The 14,046-nt window shown below is 68.7% G+C and carries 15 protein-coding genes and 1 tRNA gene; 5 read left to right on the plus strand and 11 right to left on the minus strand.

Features of this window, described 5'->3' with window-relative positions:
• Nucleotides 1-8: 8 nt before the first annotated feature.
• Together JNK84_RS17825 and tsaD are read right to left on the minus strand one after the other, a co-directional pair.
• Entirely contained in the window at nucleotides 9-1,001 is a 993-nt protein-coding gene (locus JNK84_RS17825) for an NAD(P)H-dependent glycerol-3-phosphate dehydrogenase (RefSeq protein ID WP_293426297.1), read from the minus strand.
• A gap of 19 nt (nucleotides 1,002-1,020) precedes the next feature.
• The gene (tsaD, locus tag JNK84_RS17830) at nucleotides 1,021-2,103 is read right to left on the minus strand and encodes a tRNA (adenosine(37)-N6)-threonylcarbamoyltransferase complex transferase subunit TsaD (protein ID WP_293426158.1); all 1,083 of its coding nucleotides are present in this window, start codon (nucleotides 2,101-2,103) and stop codon (nucleotides 1,021-1,023) included.
• 136 nt (nucleotides 2,104-2,239) lie between these two features.
• On the opposite strand from tsaD, the gene hemC reads away from it, so the two are divergent.
• The 5 genes from hemC (at nucleotide 2,240) to JNK84_RS17855 (ending at nucleotide 7,219) form a co-directional block, all read left to right on the plus strand.
• Nucleotides 2,240-3,169: a hydroxymethylbilane synthase gene (gene hemC / locus JNK84_RS17835; RefSeq protein WP_293426160.1), complete on the plus strand. Its 930-nt coding sequence runs from the start codon at nucleotides 2,240-2,242 to the stop codon at nucleotides 3,167-3,169.
• Nucleotides 3,169-3,873 (plus strand): uroporphyrinogen-III synthase, encoded by a 705-nt coding sequence (locus JNK84_RS17840; RefSeq protein WP_293426162.1) that lies wholly within the window; start codon nucleotides 3,169-3,171, stop codon nucleotides 3,871-3,873. The genes hemC and JNK84_RS17840 overlap by 1 nt, the downstream gene beginning before the upstream one ends.
• 62 nt (nucleotides 3,874-3,935) lie before the next feature.
• A complete protein-coding gene (locus tag JNK84_RS17845; RefSeq protein WP_293426164.1) occupies nucleotides 3,936-5,471 on the plus strand; it encodes a COG4223 family protein in 1,536 nt (511 codons plus the stop codon).
• 10 nt (nucleotides 5,472-5,481) lie between these two features.
• Complete coding sequence (locus tag JNK84_RS17850) at nucleotides 5,482-7,098, plus strand: heme biosynthesis protein HemY (protein ID WP_293426166.1); 1,617 nt, start codon at nucleotides 5,482-5,484, stop codon at nucleotides 7,096-7,098.
• Between the two features lie 44 nt (nucleotides 7,099-7,142).
• A tRNA-Arg gene (locus JNK84_RS17855) sits at nucleotides 7,143-7,219 on the plus strand.
• A 100-nt stretch (nucleotides 7,220-7,319) separates the two neighbouring features.
• On the opposite strand, the gene JNK84_RS17860 is transcribed toward JNK84_RS17855, so the two are convergent.
• The 9 genes from JNK84_RS17860 to JNK84_RS17900 all read right to left on the minus strand — a co-directional run bounded on the left by JNK84_RS17860 (nucleotide 7,320) and on the right by JNK84_RS17900 (nucleotide 13,934).
• Nucleotides 7,320-8,042 carry a hypothetical protein gene (locus tag JNK84_RS17860; RefSeq protein ID WP_293426168.1) on the minus strand — a complete coding sequence of 241 codons (723 nt, stop codon included), beginning with the start codon at nucleotides 8,040-8,042 and terminating at the stop codon, nucleotides 7,320-7,322.
• A 129-nt stretch (nucleotides 8,043-8,171) separates the two neighbouring features.
• Entirely contained in the window at nucleotides 8,172-9,302 is a 1,131-nt protein-coding gene (locus tag JNK84_RS17865) for an S-(hydroxymethyl)glutathione dehydrogenase/class III alcohol dehydrogenase (RefSeq protein ID WP_293426170.1), read from the minus strand.
• A gap of 84 nt (nucleotides 9,303-9,386) precedes the next feature.
• On the minus strand, nucleotides 9,387-10,379 hold the full coding sequence (locus tag JNK84_RS17870; protein WP_293426172.1) for a cell division protein FtsX: 993 nt from the start codon (nucleotides 10,377-10,379) through the stop codon (nucleotides 9,387-9,389).
• The gene (gene ftsE, locus JNK84_RS17875) at nucleotides 10,373-11,059 is read right to left on the minus strand and encodes a cell division ATP-binding protein FtsE (RefSeq protein ID WP_293426174.1); all 687 of its coding nucleotides are present in this window, start codon (nucleotides 11,057-11,059) and stop codon (nucleotides 10,373-10,375) included. Before ftsE ends, JNK84_RS17870 begins: the two co-directional genes overlap by 7 nt.
• Nucleotides 11,060-11,178: 119 nt before the next feature.
• On the minus strand, nucleotides 11,179-12,264 hold the full coding sequence (locus tag JNK84_RS17880) for a hypothetical protein (RefSeq protein WP_293426176.1): 1,086 nt from the start codon (nucleotides 12,262-12,264) through the stop codon (nucleotides 11,179-11,181).
• Nucleotides 12,227-12,502, minus strand: coding sequence for a hypothetical protein (locus tag JNK84_RS17885; RefSeq protein ID WP_293426178.1), 276 nt, complete (start codon nucleotides 12,500-12,502; stop codon nucleotides 12,227-12,229). The genes JNK84_RS17880 and JNK84_RS17885 overlap by 38 nt, the downstream gene beginning before the upstream one ends.
• Entirely contained in the window at nucleotides 12,499-13,200 is a 702-nt protein-coding gene (locus JNK84_RS17890) for a hypothetical protein (protein ID WP_293426180.1), read from the minus strand. The genes JNK84_RS17885 and JNK84_RS17890 overlap by 4 nt, the downstream gene beginning before the upstream one ends.
• Nucleotides 13,201-13,263: 63 nt before the next feature.
• Nucleotides 13,264-13,716, minus strand: a complete 453-nt coding sequence (locus JNK84_RS17895; protein ID WP_293426182.1) for a hypothetical protein — start codon at nucleotides 13,714-13,716, stop codon at nucleotides 13,264-13,266.
• Nucleotides 13,716-13,934 (minus strand): hypothetical protein, encoded by a 219-nt coding sequence (locus JNK84_RS17900; RefSeq protein WP_293426184.1) that lies wholly within the window; start codon nucleotides 13,932-13,934, stop codon nucleotides 13,716-13,718. Before JNK84_RS17900 ends, JNK84_RS17895 begins: the two co-directional genes overlap by 1 nt.
• Between the last annotated feature and the right edge of the window lie 112 nt (nucleotides 13,935-14,046).

The following is a 14,046-nucleotide window of genomic DNA, read 5'->3' on the forward strand; positions in this document are numbered from 1 at the left end:
CTCCAGCCCTATTCCGCCTTCTGCGGCCGCGCCATGAGCTGGGCGATCGCCTGGTCGACGTCGATCATGCCGCCGAGCACCGCGTCCACCGCCTCGGCGATGGGCATGTCGATGCCGGCATCCTGCGCCTTCTCCACCAGTATTTCGGCCGTCAGGGCGCCTTCGGCAAGCGCTCCCTTGCCCGAAACGAGATCCAGCCCCTTGCCCTGCCCCAGGGCATGGCCGAGCGCGAAATTGCGCGACTGGAGGCTGGAACAGGACAGAATCAGGTCGCCGAGGCCCGACAGGCCCATCAGCGTCTCGGGGCGTGCGCCGAAATGCCGCCCGAAGCGGGTCAACTCCGCGAAGCCCCGCGCGGTCAGGGCGGCCACGGCGCTGGCGCCGAGCAGGCGGCCCGACACCACGCCAGCCGCGATCGCCAGCACGTTCTTGGTCGCGCCGCCGATCTCGACGCCCCGCAGGTCGCTGGTGTGATAGAGCCGCAGGCTCGACGAGCCCAGCCGGTCGGCGATGGACCTCGCCACCGCGTCGTCCTCGGCCGCGACGGTCAGCGCCGTCGGCAGGCCCTTCTCGATGTCCGCGGCGAAGCCGGGGCCGGACAGGATCGTTGGCACCGCCGAGGGAGCTGCTTCCGCCACGACCTCCGACATGAAGCGGCCGGTGCCGCGCTCGATGCCCTTGGCGCAGATCACCAGCGGTGTGCCGGCGCGCACGAAAGGCGCGACGGCTTCGGTGACACCGCGCAGTGCCTGCGCGGGCACCACCAGAAGGATCATGTCGGCGCGGGCGGCTTCCTCGAGCGTACCGGTGGCGGAAACGAGGTCGTGGATGCGAGCGCCCGGCAGGCGGGCCTCGTTGCTGCGCTTGCCGTTGATCGCCTCGACCGCCGCCGCGTCGCGCGCCCAGATCAGCGTGCGCCGGCCCGCGCGACCCGCGGCATTGGCGAGCGCGGTGCCGAAGGCGCCCGCGCCCAGCACGGCGACTGCCGGTCTTTCTCCCACCGTCATGCCTTGGCTCCGGTCATGCCTTGGCGCCAAGGCGCCCCGAGCCGAAGCTAGCCGCCCCCGCATCGAGGGGCCAGCGGGCGCGCGGCGCGATGTCGAAGGCGTCCGTCAGGCCGAGCCGCAGCCGTTCGGCGCCCGCCCAGGCGATCATCGCGCCATTGTCGGTGCAGAGTTTCGGCGGAGGCACGACCAGCGGCAGTCCGGCCGCGTCCGCGGTCTTTTGAAGCACCGCCTTGAGGGTCTGGTTGGCGCCGACGCCGCCGGCGACCACGAGCGCCGTCGGCTCGCCATGCGCCTCGCGGAAGCGGCGGATCGCGACCCTGGCCCGGTCGGCGACCATGTCGGCGACGGCCATCTGGAACGAGGCGCAGATATCGGCGATGTCCTGCTCGGTCACCTCGTTCTGCCGGTCCATCAGCCGCTCGACCTCCAGCCGGACAGCGGTCTTGAGCCCCGACAGCGAGAAATCCGGCTCGGGCCGGCCGATCAGCGGCCGGGGCAGGGCAAATCGCGCGGGATCGCCGCTCATCGCGCGCCTTTCCACCTGCGGGCCGCCGGGATAACCGAGGCCGAGCAGCTTCGCGACCTTGTCGAAGGCCTCGCCGATGGCGTCGTCGATGGTGGTGCCGAGCTTGGCGTAGTCGCCGACGCCCTTCACCGCGAGAAGCTGGGTGTGGCCGCCGGAGGCCAGCAGCAGCAGATAGGGGAAGGCGACCCGGTCGGTCAGCCGGGCGGTCAGGGCGTGAGCTTCCAGATGGTTCACCGCCACCAGCGGCTTGCCGGCAACCAGCGCCATGGCCTTGGCGGTGGTGAGGCCGACCAGAACGCCGCCGATCAACCCGGGCCCTGCCGCTGCCGCAACCGCGTCGATATCGGCCATCGCGACGTCGGCCTCGCGCAGGGCTTGCGCGGTGACGAGATCGGTCACCTCGACATGGGCGCGCGCCGCGATCTCGGGCACCACGCCGCCATAGGGCGCGTGCTCGTCGAGCTGGGCACGCACGACATTGGACAGAATCGCGCCATGGCCGGCCGCGTCGATGCGCACGACGGCAGCGGCCGTCTCGTCGCAGGTTGTCTCGATACCCAGTACCAGCATGAAATCCCTGTCCGGCCGAAAGCGCCCGGTGCAAATGGTTGACGCCGGTGCGTCAAAAGACATGGCGCGACGCGGGGCTTCCGGTATGGGGTTCCATCGCTATGATCGCGCGCTTCGCGTATCACCGGACCTTGCTATGGCGCAATCGCCCTTCCTCCGCATCGGCACCCGCGGTTCCGCCCTGGCCCTCGTCCAGGCGAATCAGGTGCGCGCCTCGCTCGCCCGGGCGCATGGCGTCGACGAGACGGATATCGCCGTCGAAATCATCAAGACGAGCGGCGACGCCATTCTCGACCGTCCGCTGTCGGAGGCCGGCGGCAAGGGCCTGTTCACCAAGGAGATCGAGGAGGCGCTCGTCGCAGGCCGCATCGACCTCGCGGTGCATTCCTCCAAGGACATGCCGACCGTCCTGCCGGACGGGCTTGGCCTCGTCGCCTTTCCGATGCGCGAGGACGTGCGCGACGGTTTCATCGGCCACAAGGCCCTGACCATCGCGGAACTGCCGGAGGGCGCGGTGGTCGGGTCGGCTTCGCTGCGTCGGCAGGCCCAGATCCTGCGCGAGCGGCCGGACCTCAAGGTCGTCGTCTTTCGCGGCAATGTGCCGACCCGGCTCGAAAAGGTCGGCAATGGCAGCGTCGCGGGCACGCTGCTCGCCATGGCTGGCCTCAGGCGGCTGGCGCTGGCTTCCCACGTCACCGAGATCATCCCGGCGGACCGCTTCCTGCCGGCGGTCGGGCAGGGCGCCATCGCCATCGAGGCGCGGCTCGCCGACACCCGCGCGCGGGACCTGCTCGCGCCGCTGAACGATGAGCCGACCGAGACGGCGCTGACCGCTGAACGGGCCTTCCTCGCCGTTCTCGACGGTTCCTGCCGCACCCCCATTGCCGGGCTGGCGACGATCGAGGCGGGGCGCATCGCCTTTACCGGCGAAATCCTCCGGCCGGATGGCAGCGAGAGCCACGTCGCCCGGCGCGAAGGCGCTGTCGCTGATGCGGCGGCGCTCGGCGAGGATGCCGCTGCCGAACTGAAGGGCCGCGCCGGTCCCGGGTTCTTCCAGGCCGCGTGATGCGGGTTCTGGTCACCCGGCCGCTGCCCGAGGCGGAGGCGACCGCGGCAAGGCTCGTGGCGCTCGGCCATGAACCGCTCGTCGTGCCGCTGTTCCGCGCCGAGTCTGTCGCGGCTGACCGTCCCGAAGCGACGGCGGCGCTCGCCGTGACCAGCCCGCGAACCGTGGCGTTCCTGCCCGAGGCGATTGTCGGCGCCATGCGAGACCGGCCAACCTTTGCCGTCGGCGACCGCACCGCCGAGGCGCTGCGCCGCGCCGGTTTCCGCGACGTCCGCTCCGCCGCCGGCGATGTCCACGCGCTGGCCGCGCTGATCGTCGCGGCGGGTCTTCCGCCGGGCGCGACCGTGCTCAGCCCCGGCGGTGAGACGCGTGCCGGCGATCTCGGCGCCGCGCTTGCCTCGGCCGGTCTCAGGCTTGTCGCGCCGGTGGTCTACCGGATGATGTCCGAACCGATGCCTCCGGCCGCGCTTGGCGAGGCGCTTGTCGCGAAACGCCTCGACGCGGCGCTGCACTATTCGCCCAATGCCAGCGCGGGCTTCCTGCGTCTTGTCGTTCAGGGTGGAGCCGCAGCGGCGGCGACCGATCTCGTTCACATCTGCCTTTCGGAGGCGGTGGCCGCACCGTTCCGGGATACCGGCTGGCGATCGATCGCCGTCGCCGCGCGGCCCGACGAGGAGGCCCTGCTCGCCTTGCTCGAGGGGTAGTCGGGTTGCGGCCGACGCGCGCCGCGGGCTAGATCATGGACGGGGCTCACGGGAGACGACGGATGGCGACAGACGACCGCCCGACCGACGACGGGACGCCGAAGCGCCGCGGCAAGGCTCCGACCATTACGCTCGAGGCGAGCGAAGTCGCGCAGGAAACGGCCGCGGCCGGGACGCCGTCCGCGCCGGATGGGACCAGCCGCGCGGATAGCCCCGCGACCGCCGCCTCGCCGGAGGCCGTCGCGGAAGCGCCGGCAGCTGAATCCAGCCAAGAAAATCCGGCCGCCGCGCCCGCCGCCGCACCGTCCCCGGCGCTTGTCGATCCGCCGGCCGCGGAGCCGGACGGAACGTTTCGCGAGCCGCCGCCGCGGGCCATGGCCGAGGCTCCTCCCGAAGCGCCGCGACCCGCCATGACACCGTCGGCCGCGCAGACGCCGGGTTTCGGACGGCTCGCGGCTGCCGGCATTATCGGAGCGCTTCTCACCGGCGGCCTCGGCGTCGCGGCGCAGGTCGGCGGCGTGCTGCCCGGCCAGAGCCGTGACCGGATGCCCGCCCTCGAGGCGCGCGTGGACGAGCTCAATCGCATCCTGCGCGAGGTTTCGGCCCGGCCGGCGCCCGTCGCGGCTGCGGCTCCCGTCGATCTTGCGCCCATCACCGGCCGGCTGGAGGTCCTCGACGCCGCCCGAGCACGGCTGGAGACGCGGATCGCGGCCCTGGAGCAGCGCCCCGCGCCGGTTGCCGCTTCCGCTACGCCCGGCGATGCAGCCGCGCCCGCCGACATCACGGCGATCAACCGCGAAATCGAGGCACTGAAGGTTGCGGTCGAAGCTATCGCCGGCGCTCAGCGCAATCTGGCCGCCGTCGCTTCCTCCGCCCCGGCGGCATCCGTTCCGGCCGCCGATCCTGGCGCCATCGACGCGCGAATCCGCAGCGCCACGGCGCCGCAGGTCGATCGCATCGCCGGGCTCGAAACGGCGCTGACCGCGCTGCGTCGCGAGGTCGAGGCGGCGGCTGCGGCCGGCAAGACCGCCGAAACCCGCATCGCCGCCCTCGACGCCAACCGCATGCGGGCTTCGGATATCGGCCAGCGCGCGGCTCTCGTTGTGGCTCTCGGCACGCTGCGTGCGGCGGTCGAACGTGGCGGCACCTTCGCGCCGGAATTGCGCACCGCCCTCGCGCTTGGCCTGCCGGCCGAGGCCGCGCGGCCGCTATCGGCCGCCGCGGAGCGCGGATTGCCGACGCAGGCTCAGATCGCCCAGCGCTTCGCGGTGCTCGCGCCGGCGCTGGTGAAAGCGGCGCCGGGCGCGGGCGCATCGGGCGGCATTCTCGACCGCCTGGCCACCAGCGCGCAGAATCTCGTCCGCGTCCGGCCGATCGGCGAAGCTGCCGGTGACGATGTGCCGACCGCGGTTTCGCGGATCGAGGCCAAGCTCGGCCGTGGCGATCTCGGCGGCGGGCTGGCCGATTTCGACAGGCTTCCGGAGCCGGTCCGCGCCATTGGCGCGAACTGGGCGACGGAGGCCCGCGCGCGCCACGCTGCCGACGAGGCGCTGCGGCGGCTTGCCGGCGACGCCGTGCAGTCGCTGACGGGCGGGTAAGGAGTTCCAGATGGTTCGCGTCGTCCTGTTCCTTGCCCTTGTCGCGGCGCTGGCCTTCGGCGCCGCCTGGATCGCTGATCAGCCGGGCACCGTGACCGTGCGCTGGCTCGGCCGCCATATCGAGCTGGAGGTGTTGACCGGCGTCATCGCGCTGGTGATCGGCGCCGTGGTCGTGATGATGGCCATCGGCTTCGTGAAATGGCTGATCGCAAGCCCCACCATCGCCGGGCGCGTGCTGCGCCGCCGCCGCGCCCAGCGCGGCCAGGAGGCGATCGAGCGTGGCATCGTGGCGATCGGCGCAGGCGACCGGCGCGCGGCCGAACGTCATGCGGCGGAGGCCGAGCGGTTGGCGCCGGATGCGCCGCTCACCCTGCTGCTCCGCGCGCAGGCCGCGCAGCTGGCGGGCGACCGTGGCGGAGCGGAACAGGCCTTCCGCGCCATGGTGGCGAAGCCGGAGACGCGGGTGCTCGGTTTGCGCGGCCTCTATGTCGAGGCCCAGCGCCGCACCGATCCGGTCGCGGCGCGCGCCATCGCCGAAGAGGCCGCCAAGGCGTCGCAGACGGCGGCCTGGGCAAGCCAGGCCGTGCTGGAGCACCAGACCGGCGCCGGCGACTGGGACGGTGCGCTCGCCAGCGTCGAGCGGCAATATGCCGCCCGCGTCATCGACAAGGATCAGGCCAAGCGCCTCAAGGCGGTCCTGCTCACGGCCAAGGCCGTGCAGGCCGAGGACCGCGATCCCGCCGCAGCGCGAGCCCTTGCCATGGAGGCTCATGGGCTCGCGCCCTCGCTGGTGCCGGCGGCCGCCATCGCCGGCCGGCTGCTCGCGGCCGACGGCGACACGCGCAAGGCCTCCAAGGTCATCGAGGCGACGTGGAAGACCGCCCCGCACCCGGATCTCGCCGAAGCCTATGCCCATGCGCGCAGCGGTGATTCCCGGCTCGACGCCCTGAAGCGCGTCCAGTATCTCGCACGCCTGACCCCCTCGCATCCCGAGGGACTGATGGCGGTCGCCCGCGCCGCCATCGATGCCGGCGATTTTGCCGCCGCCCATACGGCGCTCGGCGAACTGACGGCCGCGACGCCGACGCAGCGCGCCTGCCTGCTCATGGCCGAGCTGGTCGCCAAGGAGAGCGGCGATCACGGGCGCGCGCGCGAGTGGATGGCCCGGGCGCTGCGCGCTGCGCGCGACCCCGTCTGGAGCGCCGACGGTCAGGTTAGCGATGTCTGGTTGCCGGCTTCGCTTCTGTCGGGACGGCTCGACGCCTTCGAGTGGAAAGTTCCCGTCGCCGAGATCGGCGGGCCGCTGCTGCAGGTCGACGACGTGCTGGCGGACGCCCACGAGGCACCCCAGCCGGCGCCGCTGATTGAGATCGTGCCGGAGCCCGCGGCGCCGACTGCGGAGGTCGCCGCCGCTCCGGTTGCGGCCAATGTCGTCGAACTGCCGACTCCCGTTCCGCCGCCGCCCGTGGTTCTGGCGCCGACCGCGGTGCCTCTGCCGGAGGCAGCGCCCGTGGCGAAGCCGCGCCCGGTGCCGACCGAGACGGTGTTTCCGATGGCGCGCGCCCCTGACGATCCCGGTCCCGAGCAGCCCTCGGCCGCCAAGCGCGCATCGTTGTTCGGAAGCTGACGCGCTTGCGGGCGGCCCTGCCGCCGTGAGATAGAGGGCGCGCCGGTCCCGTAGCTCAGCAGGATAGAGCAGCGGTTTCCTAAACCGAAGGTCAGGGGTTCGAATCCCTTCGGGACCGCCAGCTCTTTCGTCTTCGCCAGCCCGTTTCGACTGTGGCCGGGATTTCGGTCCGGTCGTGCTTCGATCACGGCCGATCCCGTCAGGAACCCGCCGCCGCGTGTTCAGTCGTTGAAGTTGACGACCGCCTTCTCGGACCGCTCGTCGGCGGCATAGGGATAGACGGAATAGTCGCGGATGAAGTGCAGCGAGACGTAGAAGGAAATGCGGTTGTCGTCGCCGGTATTGGAAATGCCGCGATGGATCGTGCCGCGCCCCATATAGAGCACCGACATTGGCCGGGCGACGATCTGGTGGACCTCGAAATGGTCGACGCCCCGGGCGAGAGCCGCGAAATCCACCTCGTCGACATTGGACGCGACCCTCTCCAGCACGTCGTCCGGCGTCGTTTCCGGCAGGGTGATGAACTGCGTGGCGTTGCGGTCGGTGAATTGCGTCAACGGAATCCAGATGGCGGCAGCATCGGTGGTGTAGTCGACGTGCCAGGCCTGCGGCTTGGAGCCGACAGGGTTCACCACGAAGCCGTAGCCGTCCATGATCGCGCCCTGTTCGGCAAACCTGCCGGCCGCCACGGCGCACCAGTCGTGCAGTTCCTTCGCCAGCGCCCTGTCGGAGAGCTCCATGGTGTCGCCCTCCTCGTCCTCCTGCCAGATGTTCATCCAGCAGATTTCCCGTGCGGCGATCTGGGCGTCCCATTTTCCGCCCATGTCGCGCTTGAGGCTCTCATAGGCGCGCGTCAGCAGCGGACGGGCTTCGGACGGCACTGAGCCGACATAGCGGAAGCCCATCTGGGCCGGTTGCAGCTTCACATAATCGCGGTCGTGCATGACATGCTCCCGTTCAAGCCAGACGACGCCATACCCACGGGCAGGCGATCATCATCGGAATGAACGGAAGCTGAAGGCGGATTGTTGCAGGGTTTCGTCAGCGCAGGGCCGTCATTCGCAACAATGCGGTCAATAGACCACGACGGAGCGGATCGACTTACCCTCGTGCATCAGGTCGAAGGCGGTGTTGATCTGATCGAGCGGCATGGTGTGGGTGATCAGGGAATCGATGTCGATTTTCCCCTCCATGTACCAGTCGACGATCTTCGGTACGTCGGTGCGGCCCCTGGCGCCGCCAAAGGCCGAGCCCTTCCAGACGCGGCCGGTGACCAGTTGGAACGGCCGGGTGGAAATCTCGGTGCCTGAAGGCGCGACGCCGATGATGATGCTCTCGCCCCAGCCGCGATGGCAGCATTCCAGCGCCTGGCGCATGGTGTGGATGTTGCCGATGCACTCGAAGGAGAAGTCCGCGCCGCCGCCGGTCAGGTCGACGATGGCCTGAACCACCTTGTCGCGGCCGACCTCGTCGGGATTGACGAAGTGCGTCATGCCGAATTTCTTCGCCATTTCGGCCTTGGCCGGGTTGAGGTCGACGCCGATGATCTTGTCGGCGCCCACCATGCGGGCCGCCTGGATGACGTTGAGGCCGATGCCGCCAAGGCCGAAGACCACGACATTCGCGCCCGGCCAGACCTTGGCCGTGTAGATCACCGCGCCGACGCCGGTGGTGACGCCGCAGCCGATGTAGCAGATCTTGTCGAAGGGGGCGTCCTCTCGGACCTTCGCCACCGCGATCTCCGGCAGCACCGTGAAGTTCGAGAAGGTCGAACAGCCCATATAGTGGAACACTTCGTTGCGCCTGGCCGAGCCGACGGGCTCGCAGGAGAAGCGCGAGGTGTTGTCGGGCATCAGGCCCTGCCCTTGCGTGCCGCGGATGGCGGTGCAGAGGTTGGAGCGCTGCGACAGGCAGGTTTTGCAGGCCCGGCATTCCGGCGTGTAGAGCGGGATGACGTGGTCGCCGACTTTGACCGAAGTGACGCCCGCGCCAATCTCGCGGACGATGCCCGCGCCCTCGTGGCCGAGGATCGCGGGGAATTTGCCCTCGGAATCGAGGCCCGACAGCGTGTAGGCGTCGGTGTGGCAGACGCCGGTCGCCATGATCTCGACCAGCACCTCGCCCGCCTTCGGCCCGTCGAGATCGATGGTCTCGATGGTCAGCGGCTTGTTGGCCTCCCAGGCGACGGCGGCGCGGGTCTTCATCTCGGCATGCTCCTGATCTGAGGCGGCGGATAAGACCATGGCGGACCGGGCAGGGCAACGCGCGCCGGCCGGGCGGCGGGCAGCCTAGTCGATGGCGCGCAGCGTCCGCATGACGGTCCAGCGCGAGGTCGCGGCTGCGACCGCCGTCACCAGCAGGACCAGCGCTGCGATGCCGGCATAACCGGTCGATCCCAGCGAGAACGAGCCGAACAGCGCCTCGATCTGGTCGCCCCCGGCCGTCGCGCGCCAGCGACCGGCGACGAAGCCCGAGACGAGGATGGCGGCGAGCGCCATGAGGCCGCCGATCGCGCTGCCCTTCAGCGCCAGCCAGAGGAAGTGGCGCTGGAACTCGCCCGCGATGAAGCTGTCGCGCGCGCCGACGAAATGCAGCACCTCCACCACGGGGCGGTTGGTCTCGACCGCCGCGCGCGTCGCAAAGACCACCGACAGCGCCATGGTCGCGACCATCAGCGAGACGATGGTCAGGCCGACGACGATCACCGCGCGCGCCATGGCGCGCAGCCGGTCGAACCACTGGCGATGGTCGTCGAGGCTGGCGCTCGGCACCTCGGCGGCAAGGGCGTTGCGGAAGGCGGTCATGTCGGTGCGCCGGTCGTCGGCGAGCTTGACCACGATCAACCGCGGGATCGGCAGGTCCTCCGCACCCAGGCTGGCGCCGAGCCAGGGTTCCAGCATCCGCCGCGTTTCTTCCGCCGTGTAGGGCGAGACGTCGGCGACACCGGGGAAGCGGACCGCGATCTCGGTCGCGCGGCGCACGTCGGCGGCAAGGTCGCGGCCGGAGACCGGACGCACCTGGATTGTCGCCTCGCGCACGATGGACGCGGTCCAGTCCTCGGCGGCAGTGCGCACCAGATCCACCGCGCCGACCGTCAGCGAGCCAAGGAAGGTCATGATGGCGATGATCACCGCCAGCGCCCGGCCGGAGATCGAGGCGGCCGGCACCAGCGAAGCCGCGCGGCCCGAACGCGCGCCGGTTCCGCCATCGGCAGGGGCCGGACGATCGCGTGTCGCCAACCAGTGGCTGAGCGAGGCGCTGCGGCGGGTCCACATCACCATCCGCCGTCCTCGCCGTGGCGCGGATCGAGGATGGCGACCGAGCCGTCGCGGATGATCAGGTGGCGCGCCTCCACCTGGTCGAGCAGCGACAGGTCGTGGGTGGCGATCAGGACGGCGGTGCCGGTGCGGTTGAGCTCGACGAAGAGGCGCAGCAGGCGCTTGGCGAGCGGCGGATCGACATTGCCGGTCGGTTCGTCCGCCAGCAGCATTTCGGGGCGCACGATGACGGCGCGGGCGATGGCGGCGCGCTGCTTCTCGCCGCCGGAGAGGATCGGCGGATAGGCGTCGATACGGTCGCCGAGGCCCACCCAGTCGAGCAGGTCGACCACCTCGGAGCGGTAGCTCGCCTCGTCCTTGCCCATCACCCGCAGCGGCAGGGCGACGTTCTCGTAGGTTGTCAGGTGGTCGAGCAGGCGGAAATCCTGGAACACGATGCCGATGCGCCGGCGCAGCACGGACAGTTCGTCCTTGGAAAGCCGCGCGGTGTCGTGATCGAACACCGTGACGAGGCCGCGCGTCGGCCTGAGCGACAGGAACAGGAGCTTCAGGAGGCTGGTCTTGCCGGCGCCGGACGGCCCGGTGAGGAACTGGAACGAATGCGGGTCGATACCGAAGGTCAGGTCCCTCAGCACCTCGGGGCCGAGCCCGTAACGCAAACCGACATTCTCGAAACGGACCAAGTCGGGTGCCTCTCTGGCTGCGGCCGGACGCGTGCGAATCGCCGCGGCGATCATGCCAGCCCCGCCGCTTAACCGCCAATTATGCCGAGCATCTCGATTTCACCTGTTTTTTCAGTGAGTTAAGCTTTTCGATTTTCAATAGCAGCCTGGATAATTTTCAGGTCGCTGTTCTCCGCTCGTTCCAGGGTCTTCATTCCAGATCGGGCGTTCATCTCTCGGTCGATGTGTTTCGAGTACCGCATCACCATGCCGGGGCTCATGCAGAGCTGGTCGCAAATCACTTGGTGCGCGAGCCCAGCGATTCTCCTCTCGCATACCGCCGACGCTCTCAGGTCGTGCAGGGTGATGTCGGCGGGGATCTTGTCGGCCTGCGCGTCGCGCCAGATCTTCCATTCCGCACGCAACCGGTCTTCGGAAATGATTCGGTCGCCGATCGTCAGATAGGGCACCATTCGCTCTACGCCCCATCCATCGATGATCGGGATCGACCAGTTGGGCAGGGGGCACCAGTGCCGTTCGTTGCCCAGCTTTCGCACGAGCATGTCGATGCCGTTCTCGCGGCGATCCACGGGACGCATACGAACGAGATCGACGCCTCGCTGACCAGTCGCGCGTCCGAGAATGGCGGCGCGCATCAGGAGTGGTGGCGCGTGCTGGATGACGTAAGCGAAGGCTTCCGCTGGCCACGGCTCGGCACCGATTCCTGCTTCATCCAACGGCTCGATCTCGCGGGCGACGTTGATGCTGCAGTAGTCGGCCTTGATGCCTTCCTTCAGCAGCACGCGAAGTACCCGCATCACCATGTTCGCCATGGAGGGCCGGTCGCTGAGTGACTCCTGTAGCGCATACACATGCTTTGGCAGGACGTCGCGAACGGGCAGAGCGCCCCATCTGGCGTCGATGTAGTTCAGCGCCACGTCGTAAGTTTCGCGCGAACTCTCGGCCAATTTGGTCGTGTAGCGGTGCGTCGTCTTGAAGTGAGCGACCAGCGCCTTGAACGTCCCCGCAGCACCGGCGGCACCGTTCTTTAGCTCGGCGACCTTCTCCCAGAACCGCGGGTCGCGCGGATCGTCGGGCAGCCGAACGAGCGGGCCTTTGTCCGGTCGTCCCCGGCGCTCCTGGTAGAAGTAGTATTCCTTGTTCGGCCGCTTGACCCGGAACACGTGGTCAGGAAGCGGCACGCCGGCGCTGCGCCTTATCGGCATCGGCGATTCCCTTCATGAATGGGTCGTCTTCGATCGTCTGCAGCGGCCCGCTGGCGAGGCGCGAGACGACATCGGGCCAGTACCAGCGAAGGACGCCGCCCCGACGAATGGAGGCTTGCGGCACGAAGCCCTCGCGCGCCCACGCGTCCCATGTGTCGACGCTGATGCCGCACTCGCGAGCGGCGACCTCGCGGCTGACGAAGGTGGGAACATTGCCGTTGTCGGGACGCGTCATCATCGGCGCTCCAGACCTTCGGTTCGTGCGAGGATCTGCTGGAGCGCGTCGCCGTAGACGTAGACGGAGCGGTGTATTCCGCACGCGTCATCGTCAGCACTTGGGCCGTCGTCGGCGCGAAAGAAAAAGTCCGTGTGAATCTCGCCGTGGAACGCCTGTGAAAAAACGACAGCGACATGGTCGTTTGACGGAACGATCTCGAGCTTGATGTCTCCCGGCGTCGGGGCGTCAACCGCAACAAGCCAGCGAGACAGCGCCATCAGATAGTCAACGAGCGAGGCGCCGTCATCAGTGCCGGCAAGCACATCCACCACGGCTTGCTTGTATCCCGTTGGATATACCTTGCAGGCGTCGTCGCCAAACTCCATCACCCCCACGTCAGGCCGATGAGACAATGCGCCGAGAGCCGCGTTGCGCTCCGCGTCCTCGATCGATCCTCGCTCTTTGCAGTCCGCGTCGATGGGCTTCCAACGAAACGCCGACCAGTACGCGACGTCATCGGCCGCCTTCGTGGCGACCTTGTAGGTCATGCATGCGAGCAGGAAATGGATGCCCTCGCGGAGGGTCATGTGAGGAGGATTGCGACCCTTCACCTTCTGACGCAAACCAGCATCGGCAAGCGAACGGTCGAGTACCCAGGCCGTCTCCATCGGGACGCCCCAGGCTTCAGAAAGAATCGGGATCGCTTCTTTGGCTCTCATCGCAAATATGCGTAGCACGCAGAATAAGCGCGCTCAACATTTATCTGCGTCAGGCGCAGGATTTTAAGATGGCCTGCCGGCATCGTCGGCTAGGAGCGGGCCATCCCATGGGTCGAGTTCGGGCGCGCAGTGTCGCGCAATGACGTTCGCCGGCACGCCCGTCTCGATGTCGTAGGACGTGCGGAAGCGAGTGATGGTCGGATCGACCTCCTTCGCTGCCTCGCAGAACCGCGTGAAAAACCACAGCATGCGCTCGTAAGAATCGGGGGGAGGGGTCAACAACGCTTGCGTCTCAGTGCGCGTTTCGATGTCGAAGATGAGCAACGCCGTTTTGCGGCCCATTGAAGCCGGCATAATCTCCGCGCCGAACTTGCCGTCGTAAAAGCCATCCAGGGCGGCGGACAGCTCTCGGCCGAGCCGAACGACGCGCGCATCGACGTCTTCCGCCGCGACGGGAGTAGGGGCGGGGAGTGCAAGGCTTGCAAGGCCGGTAGCAAACGCTCGACGAGTGGTCATCAGATGTACTCCTCTTCGAGGTCGTCGCAGCCGCCGAACATGTTGCCGCTCTGGTAGATCGGGTAGTCACGCCACCCAAGCGATGGTTCTCTATCGCCACCGTCTTCGAGTTCGTCGTCTTCCAGGTCCGTGTCGCCGTCGATGGCGTCCAGCAAAGCCAGCAGTCGGTCAATGGCGTCCTCGGCTTGGCGCCGAAGTGAGGGCAGGGCAGCGGGCATAGCTTCGCCGGCTGCCGCAGATGGGTGTCGCGGCATGATTTGCTCCGATCGCCAAAGTGTGCGATACTTTTAGTATCGTCACGGGATGCACCTTTGTCAATACCAAAAGTAT

Source organism: Phreatobacter sp. (assembly GCF_016793595.1).
Lineage (GTDB): Bacteria > Pseudomonadota > Alphaproteobacteria > Rhizobiales > Phreatobacteraceae > Phreatobacter.

What these genes read in the sequence shown, in the direction of transcription:
- tsaD (WP_293426158.1), bottom strand. Translation starts at nt 2,103, where the DNA reads ATGCTGGTACTGGGTATCGAGACAACCTGCGACGAGACGGCCGCTGCC.
- hemC (WP_293426160.1), top strand. Translation starts at nt 2,240, where the DNA reads ATGGCGCAATCGCCCTTCCTCCGCATCGGCACCCGCGGTTCCGCCCTG.
- JNK84_RS17840 (WP_293426162.1), top strand. Translation starts at nt 3,169, where the DNA reads ATGCGGGTTCTGGTCACCCGGCCGCTGCCCGAGGCGGAGGCGACCGCG.
- JNK84_RS17845 (WP_293426164.1), top strand. Translation starts at nt 3,936, where the DNA reads ATGGCGACAGACGACCGCCCGACCGACGACGGGACGCCGAAGCGCCGC.
- JNK84_RS17850 (WP_293426166.1), top strand. Translation starts at nt 5,482, where the DNA reads ATGGTTCGCGTCGTCCTGTTCCTTGCCCTTGTCGCGGCGCTGGCCTTC.
- JNK84_RS17860 (WP_293426168.1), bottom strand. Translation starts at nt 8,042, where the DNA reads ATGCACGACCGCGATTATGTGAAGCTGCAACCGGCCCAGATGGGCTTC.
- JNK84_RS17865 (WP_293426170.1), bottom strand. Translation starts at nt 9,302, where the DNA reads ATGAAGACCCGCGCCGCCGTCGCCTGGGAGGCCAACAAGCCGCTGACC.
- JNK84_RS17870 (WP_293426172.1), bottom strand. Translation starts at nt 10,379, where the DNA reads ATGGTGATGTGGACCCGCCGCAGCGCCTCGCTCAGCCACTGGTTGGCG.
- JNK84_RS17880 (WP_293426176.1), bottom strand. Translation starts at nt 12,264, where the DNA reads ATGCCGATAAGGCGCAGCGCCGGCGTGCCGCTTCCTGACCACGTGTTC.
- JNK84_RS17885 (WP_293426178.1), bottom strand. Translation starts at nt 12,502, where the DNA reads ATGATGACGCGTCCCGACAACGGCAATGTTCCCACCTTCGTCAGCCGC.
- JNK84_RS17890 (WP_293426180.1), bottom strand. Translation starts at nt 13,200, where the DNA reads ATGAGAGCCAAAGAAGCGATCCCGATTCTTTCTGAAGCCTGGGGCGTC.
- JNK84_RS17895 (WP_293426182.1), bottom strand. Translation starts at nt 13,716, where the DNA reads ATGACCACTCGTCGAGCGTTTGCTACCGGCCTTGCAAGCCTTGCACTC.
- JNK84_RS17900 (WP_293426184.1), bottom strand. Translation starts at nt 13,934, where the DNA reads ATGCCCGCTGCCCTGCCCTCACTTCGGCGCCAAGCCGAGGACGCCATT.